The sequence below is a fragment of the Streptomyces sp. NPDC054840 genome (assembly GCF_053611065.1).
In genome coordinates this window covers 1-7,462 of the sequence record NZ_JBSGZP010000361.1, presented here as the reverse complement: position 1 = coordinate 7,462, position 7,462 = coordinate 1, and the positions used below count along the sequence as shown (strand labels likewise).

The window sequence follows — 7,462 nt, the reverse complement described above, 5'->3', positions numbered from 1 at the left end:
GGTCCGTGAGGGCAAGGAGGAGGCGGGCGCCAAGTTCGCCGACTACTTCGACTTCGCCGAGCCGTTCACCGCGCTGCCCTCGCACCGCGTCCTCGCCATGCTGCGGGGGGAGAAGGAGGACGTCCTCGACCTCACCCTGGAGCCGGAGGAGCCGAGCGAGACGCCCGGCCCGTCCACGTACGAGGGCATGATCGCGCGCCGCTTCGGCGTCGCCGACCGCGGCCGCCCCGGCGACAAGTGGCTGGCCGACACGGTCCGCTGGGCCTGGCGTACGAAGATCCAGGTGCACCTCGGCATCGACCTGCGGATGCGGCTGCGCCAGGCCGCCGAGGACGAGGCCGTACGGGTCTTCGCCTCCAACCTGCGCGACCTGCTGCTCGCGGCTCCCGCCGGCACCCGGGCGACCCTCGGCCTGGACCCGGGCTTCCGCACCGGTGTGAAGGTCGCCGTCGTGGACGCGACCGGCAAGGTCGTGGCCACGGACGTGATCTACCCGCACGTCCCCGCCAACAAATGGGACGAGTCCCTCGCCAAGCTCGCCCGCCTGGCGAAGGAGCACGCCGTCGAGCTGGTCGCCATCGGCAACGGCACGGCCTCCCGCGAGACCGACAAGCTGGCCGGGGACCTCATCACGCGGCACCCGGAGCTGAAGCTCACCAAGGTGATGGTCTCGGAGGCGGGCGCCTCCGTGTATTCGGCCTCCGCCTTCGCCTCGCAGGAACTGCCGGACATGGACGTGTCGCTGCGCGGCGCCGTCTCCATCGCCCGTCGCCTGCAGGACCCGCTCGCCGAGCTCGTCAAGATCGACCCGAAGTCGATCGGCGTCGGTCAGTACCAGCACGACCTGTCCGAGGTGAAGCTCTCGCGCTCGCTCGACGCGGTCGTCGAGGACTGTGTGAACGGCGTCGGCGTCGACGTCAACACCGCCTCCGCACCGCTGCTTTCGCGGGTGTCGGGCATCAGCGGCGGCCTGGCCGAGAACATCGTGGCCCACCGCGACGCCAACGGCCCCTTCCGCAGCCGCAAGGGGCTGAAGGACGTGGCCCGGCTCGGCCCGAAGGCGTACGAGCAGTGCGCGGGCTTCCTGCGGATCCGCGGCGGGGACGACCCGCTGGACTTCTCCAGCGTGCACCCCGAGGCCTATCCGGTGGTCCGGGGCATGGCCAAGACGGCGGGCAGCGAGGTGGCGGCCCTGATCGGCAACTCCGGTGTCCTGCGCTCGCTGAGGCCGGAGCAGTTCGTCACCGAGGCGTTCGGTCTGCCCACCGTCACGGACATCCTGCGCGAGCTGGAGAAGCCGGGCCGCGACCCGCGCCCGGCCTTCAAGACGGCCACATTCAAGGAGGGCGTCGAGAAGATCGGCGACCTGGCCCCGGGGATGATCCTGGAGGGCGTCGTCACCAATGTGGCCGCCTTCGGCGCCTTCATCGACATCGGCGTCCACCAGGACGGGCTCGCGCACGTCTCGGCGCTGTCGAAGAACTTCGTCAAGGACCCGCGGGACGTCGTCAAGCCGGGCGACATCGTCCGTGTGAAGGTCATGGACGTCGACATCCCGCGCAAGCGGATCTCGCTGACCCTGCGGCTGGAGGACGAGGCCGGGGCGGAGCGCGGAGCGGGTGCTCCCCGGCAGCGCGAGGACCGGCGGGGCGGCGGTGGCGGCGGTGGCCGTCCGCCGCAGCAGCGCGGCGGGTCCGGTACCCGCGAGGGCGGCCGGAACCAGGGCCAGGGCGAACGCGGTCAGGGCGAACGCGGCCAGGGCGGCCAAGGCCGTCGGCAGGGCGGCGGCGCCCCCGCCCCCGCCCCCGCCAACAGCGCGATGGCGGACGCCCTGCGCCGCGCGGGCCTCACCTCCCCCGAGGAGCGCCGCAAGAGGTAGGAGCCGTCAAGGGTGCCTTGCAGCCACCCGGCACGTGCGGGTCTTCGTACGGAGTGGCCGAATAGCTTCCCCACCTGGGGACTTGCCTTGCCAACTCCCGTACAAGATCTGTAGGGATGGTGGAACGCCCGTTCGTCACTCGGCGGACGGGCTTCCGTGTTTTCCCCTCAGGACCGCATTCCCCGAGGCCGCCTCGAAGGCACAGGACGCCATGCCCATGCCCACACACGCCTACCACCGTTGCCCCGGAAAGGGTCCGAAGAGGGATCACATGCCCCACCGGCAACTCAGCATTCGCAAAAGGTGCGAGCAGATTCTCGGCCATCTGGATCTGACCCACCCCTTCTCCCTCGACGACCTGTGCCGCCGGATAGCCGAGCGGCGCGGCCGCCCCATCCGGCTCCACCCGCTCCCCAAAGAGGCGGCCGAGTCCGGAGTCTGCGGATTGTGGGTGGGCACCGCCAGCGTCGACTACGTCTTCTACGAGGCGCAGACCACGCCACTGCACCGGGAGCACATCGTCCTCCACGAGCTGGGCCACATCCTCTTCGGCCACCACTCCCTGGAAGGGGAGGAGGCCGACGGGCACGCACCCGTGGTGCTCGGGCGCACCAACTACACCACCCGGCAGGAGCAGGAGGCGGAGATGCTCGCCAGCATGATCCGCATCCGCACGGCGAACGCCGGCCCGCGGTCCGCGAACGGCGCGCGCGGCACCCTGGCCCGGCTGGAGTCCGCCATGGGATACGAGCGGGGCACCGATGGCAACTGACCTGACCGCCTTCGGCAACTGGCTCGCCGTCCCCGGTGTCATGTGCCTGTGGGCCGCCGTCCTGCTCCGTGCCCCCGGAGCCCTGCGCTCCCCCCAGCAGCGCGGCCTGTGGCTGGCCGTCGCCACTGCCGCCGCCGCGATGACCCTCAACCTCCCGGACGTCGTCTCGTACGCGATGAGCCGCGGCCCGGGCTACGCCCACACCATCGGCCTCGTCCGCAACCTCATCGGGGTACTGTCGGCCGGCGCCGTGCTCTACTTCGTGGCTGCCACCACCCGCGGCCGCAGGCTCCAACTCACCGCCTGCGTCGCCACCGTGGCCTGGCTCACCGCCCTCCTCGCCCTGGACGCGGCCGCGCCCGGCCACGGCACGCACACCATGCCCCCGGTCGGCGACCCGGTGCCCTCCCTCGCGTACTGGCTCGTGCTCATCTCCGCGCACGTGGTCGCCAACATCGTCTGCGTGGCCCTCTGTTCGCGCTACAGCCGCCGTACCGAGAGCCGGGGGCTGGCCGCCGGCCTGCGGCTGTTCGGCCTCGGTACCGCTCTCGCCGGACTGTTCTGGCTGGCGTACCTGCTCAAGGCCCTCTTCGGCAGCACCTGGGCGATGCCCGCCCTCCCGCTGCTCATGAACCTGCACGGCCTGCTGCGCGCCGCCGCGATCCTCGTGCCCACCCTGTTCACGCTCCGCCGCACCTGCGCCGACATCGCCACGGCCTGGCGACTGTGGCCGCTGTGGCGCGACCTGGTCGAAGCGGTGCCGCACGTGGCTCTCAACAAGCCGCGCGCCTGGCGGATGATGGAGCTGCTGTGGCCGCCGGTGCCGCGCAACCTGCTCGTCTACCGCAAGGTCATCGAGACCCGCGACGCGATCCTGATCCTGGGTGAGTACGTGACCCCGGGCGCCCTGGAACAGGCCCGCGGCCAGGTCACCGGCCACGGGGTCCCCGAGCAGCGGGCCACCGCCGCCGCGCTGGCCCGCGTACTGAAGGAGGCCCGGCAGGCCAAGCTCGACGGAGCGCCCGGGCAGCCGGGGGAGGCGGCCGCGCTGGAACTGCCCGCCGCGATCCACACCTCGCAGGAGGGCGGGGACCTGGCCGACGAGGCCCGGTTCCTCGTCGACGTCGCCCAGGCGTACGCCGCGCCGGCCACCACAAGGAAGTGAAACGGTCGTGACCACCGTACTGATCACCGGCGCCTCCGCCGGACTGGGCGCGGCCTTCGCCCGGGGCTTCGCCGCCAAGGGCTGCGACCTGGTCCTCGTCGCGCGCGACAAGGACCGGCTCGACGCCGTCGCCGCCGAACTGGCCCGGGAGTACGGCACCGCGTCCGAGGTGCTGCCCGCCGACCTGCTGGACCCGGCGGACTGCGCGGCCGTCACCGAGCGGCTCGCCGCCTCGGCCCGTCCCGTGGACATCCTGGTCAACAACGCGGGCTTCGGACTGCCCGCACCCTTCCCGTACAGCCCGGTCGAGGACGAGGAGCGGATGCTCGACCTGCTGGTCAAGGTCCCCCTCCGACTCACCCACGCCGTCCTGCCGGGCCTGCGCGCACGTCGCCGGGGCGCTGTCCTCAATGTCTCCTCGGTGGCGGGGCTCCTGCCGACCGGGACCTACGGAGCCGCCAAGGCCTGGATCACCGCCTTCAGCGAGTCGCTCCGGGTGGACATGGCACCGTACGGGGTCCGGGTGCTGGCCGTGGTCCCCGGTTTCACCCGCACCGAGTTCCAGGAGCGCGCCGGGATGGATGTCAGCGCGCTGCGCGAAGCGGTCTGGCTGGAGCCGGAGGCCGTGGTCGCGCAGGCCCTGAAGGACCTCGCCCATCGCCGCCCGGTCAGCATCACCGGCCGCCGCTACCGCGCCTACGCCCTCGCCGTCCGGCACCTCCCGCGCACGTTCGTCGCGGGCAGGATGGCCCGTAAGCGCCGGCCGCCGGCGGACCGGGAGGTCTGAGCGGGCCCGGTCCGCAGCCCGGGCCCGTACGCGCCCGGGCCACGGGCAGCGCAACCCGCCCGGACAGGACCTAGAGCTCCGTGACCTTGCCGCCGGAGACCTCCAGGCGGCGGGTCACGTGCACCGCGTCCAGCATCCGGCGGTCGTGCGTGACCAGCAGGAGGGTGCCCTCGTAGGCGTCGAGCGCGGCCTCCAGCTGCTCGATCGCCGGGAGGTCGAGGTGGTTGGTCGGCTCGTCCAGGACCAGCAGGTTCACCCCGCGGCCCTGGAGCAGGGCCAGCGCCGCCCGGGTGCGCTCGCCCGGGGAGAGGGTGGCCGCCGGGCGCAGGACGTGGGCCGCCTTGAGGCCGAACTTGGCCAGCAGGGTGCGGACCTCGGCCGGCTCGGTCTCCGGGACCGCCGCGCAGAAGGCTTCCAGCAGCGGTTCGTCGCCGAGGAACAGGCCGCGCGCCTGGTCCACCTCGCCGACCAGGACGCCGGAGCCGAGCGTGGCGGACCCGGAGTCCGGGGCCAGCCGGCCCAGCAGGACGGCGAGGAGGGTGGACTTGCCGGCGCCGTTGGCCCCGGTGATCGCCACCCGGTCCGCCCAGTCGATCTGCAGGCTGGCCGGGCCGAAGGAGAAGTCCCCGCGCCGGACGGCCGCCTCGCGCAGAGTGGCCACCACGGACCCGGAGCGCGGGGCCGCCGCGATCTCCATGCGCAGCTCCCACTCCTTGCGGGGCTCGTCGACGACGTCCAGCCGCTCGATCGCCCGCGCGGTCTGGCGGGCCTTGGCGGCCTGCTTCTCGCTGGACTCGCCGCGCAGGTTTTTGCCGATCTTGTCGTTGTCGGAGGCCTTGCGGCGGGCGTTGCGCACGCCCTTGTCCATCCAGTTGCGCTGCATCTGGGCCCGGCCTTCGAGGGCCGACTTCTTGCCCGCGTACTCCTCGAACTCCTCGCGGGCGTGGTCGCGGGCGCGCTCGCGCTCTTCGAGGTAGGAGTCGTAGCCGCCGCCGTAGAGGTTGATCTGCTGCTGGGCGAGGTCGAGTTCGAGGACCTTGGTGACCGTCCGGGTGAGGAACTCGCGGTCGTGGCTGATCACGACCGTGCCGGCCCGCAGCCCCTTGACGAACCGCTCCAGCCGCTCCAGACCGTCCAGGTCCAGGTCGTTGGTGGGCTCGTCGAGCAGGAAGACGTCGTAGCGCGAGAGGAGGAGCGAGGCGAGGCCCGCGCGGGCCGCCTGGCCGCCGGAGAGCGCCGTCATGGGCAGGTCGAGACCGACGGCGAGGCCGAGCTCGTCGGCGACCTCCTGGGCCCGCTCGTCGAGGTCGGCGCCGCCGAGGTTCAGCCACATGTCCAGCGCGGTCGCGTACGCGTCGTCCGCGCCCGGCGTTCCGTCCACCAGGCCCTGCGTCGCCGCGTCGAGCTCGGCCTGGGCGGCCGCCACGCCCGTACGGCGGGCCAGGAACTCCCGGACCGACTCCTCGGGGCGGCGCTCCGGCTCCTGCGGGAGGTGGCCGACGGCGGCGCCGGGCGGGGAGAGCCGCAGCTGCCCGGTCTCGGGGGTGTCCAGCCCGGCGAGCAGCCGCAGCAGGGTGGACTTCCCGGCGCCGTTCACGCCGACGAGGCCGATGACGTCGCCCGGGGCGACGACGAGGTCGAGATCGGCGAAGAGGGTGCGCTCACCGTGCGCGGCGGTGAGCTTCTTGGCGACGAGGGTTGCAGTCATGATGTGCCGATCCTATCCGCGCCGGGACCGCACCCGGCATGGCCGGATAGGTGGGAAGCACGTCATTGCGGCCATCGCGGCGACGGAACACCATGAAGCCATGTCGTCATCGCCGCGCAACGTCCTCGTCCTCCTTTACGACGGGGTCCAGAGCCTGGACGTGACGGGGCCGGTGGAGGTCTTCGCCGCGCTCGCCCGCTTTCCGGGGCGGGCCGGGTACGCGATCCGGACGGTTTCTCCCGCAGGAGGGCCCGTGCGCACCGGCAGCGGACTGACGCTGGTGCCGGACGGGGACCTGGAGAGCGCCCGGCCGGGGCCCGGGACCACGGTGCTGGTCCCGGGGGGACGGTTCACGGGAGACTTCGAGCCCCGGATCACCGACTGGCTCCGTACCCACGGGGGTGGCGCGGAAAGGCTGGTCTCCGTCTGTACGGGCGGACTGCTGCTGGCCGAGGCGGGGCTCCTGGACGGGCGGCGGGCGACGACGCACTGGAACGCCTGCGAGCGAATGGCACGGGACTACCCGGCCGTCGCCGTCGAGCCGGACCCGATCTACGTACGGGACGGACCGGTGGCCACCTCGGCCGGGGTCACGGCGGGGATCGACCTCGCCCTGGCGCTGGTGGAGGAGGACCACGGGCAGGACGTCGCCCTGACGATCGCCCGGCATCTGGTGGTGTTCTTGCGCAGGCCCGGCAACCAGGCGCAGTTCAGCGCCCAGCTGGCCGCCCAGACGGCCCGGCGCGACCCGCTGAGGGACGTGCAGCAATGGATCACCGAGCACCCGGAGGAGCCGCTGGGCGTCGAGCACCTCGCCGCCCGTGCCCGGCTGTCGCCGCGGCACTTCGCGCGGGCCTTCCAGGCGGAGACCGGGGTCACGCCCGGCCGGTACGTCGAACGGGTCCGGGTGGACCATGCGCGGCGGCTGCTGGAGGAGAGCGGGGAAGGGATCGCACAGATCGCCCGGGCCTGCGGGTACGGGAACCCGGAGGCGTTGCGCCGGGCCTTCGTACGGATCCTCGGCCAGCCGCCGGCGGAGTACCGCCGCCGCTTCGGCACGTCGGGCCCCTGAGCGCCGCCCCCGGTGCTCCGAGAAGGAGAAAGAGCCGCCCCACGCGGGCGGAGCCGTGTTCCGACCATCGCTCCGGAGG

The 7,462-nt window shown here is 72.9% G+C and carries 6 protein-coding genes; 5 read left to right on the top strand and 1 reads right to left on the bottom strand.

The features are described from left to right. The 4 genes from ACWGIU_RS23625 to ACWGIU_RS23610 all read left to right on the top strand — a co-directional run. Nucleotides 1–1,879: Tex family protein (locus tag ACWGIU_RS23625; RefSeq protein ID WP_453708806.1), on the top strand; the 1,879-nt coding region annotated here is incomplete at its 5' end. 271 nt (nucleotides 1,880–2,150) lie between these two features. Further along, the gene (locus ACWGIU_RS23620) at nucleotides 2,151–2,651 is read left to right on the top strand and encodes a hypothetical protein (protein WP_453708805.1); all 501 of its coding nucleotides are present in this window, start codon (nucleotides 2,151–2,153) and stop codon (nucleotides 2,649–2,651) included. Next, nucleotides 2,641–3,816 (top strand): MAB_1171c family putative transporter, encoded by a 1,176-nt coding sequence (locus tag ACWGIU_RS23615; RefSeq protein ID WP_453708803.1) that lies wholly within the window; start codon nucleotides 2,641–2,643, stop codon nucleotides 3,814–3,816. Before ACWGIU_RS23620 ends, ACWGIU_RS23615 begins: the two co-directional genes overlap by 11 nt. A gap of 7 nt (nucleotides 3,817–3,823) precedes the next feature. Continuing rightward, complete coding sequence (locus tag ACWGIU_RS23610; RefSeq protein ID WP_453708801.1) at nucleotides 3,824–4,603, top strand: SDR family NAD(P)-dependent oxidoreductase; 780 nt, start codon at nucleotides 3,824–3,826, stop codon at nucleotides 4,601–4,603. Nucleotides 4,604–4,673: 70 nt separating this feature from the next. Here the strand turns inward: ACWGIU_RS23610 and ACWGIU_RS23605 are convergent, their stop codons facing one another. Next, entirely contained in the window at nucleotides 4,674–6,311 is a 1,638-nt protein-coding gene (locus tag ACWGIU_RS23605) for an ABC-F family ATP-binding cassette domain-containing protein (protein ID WP_453708799.1), read from the bottom strand. Between the two features lie 100 nt (nucleotides 6,312–6,411). Between ACWGIU_RS23605 and ACWGIU_RS23600 the strand changes: the two genes are divergently transcribed. Then, entirely contained in the window at nucleotides 6,412–7,383 is a 972-nt protein-coding gene (locus ACWGIU_RS23600; RefSeq protein WP_453708797.1) for a GlxA family transcriptional regulator, read from the top strand. The last annotated feature ends 79 nt before the right edge of the window (nucleotides 7,384–7,462 follow it).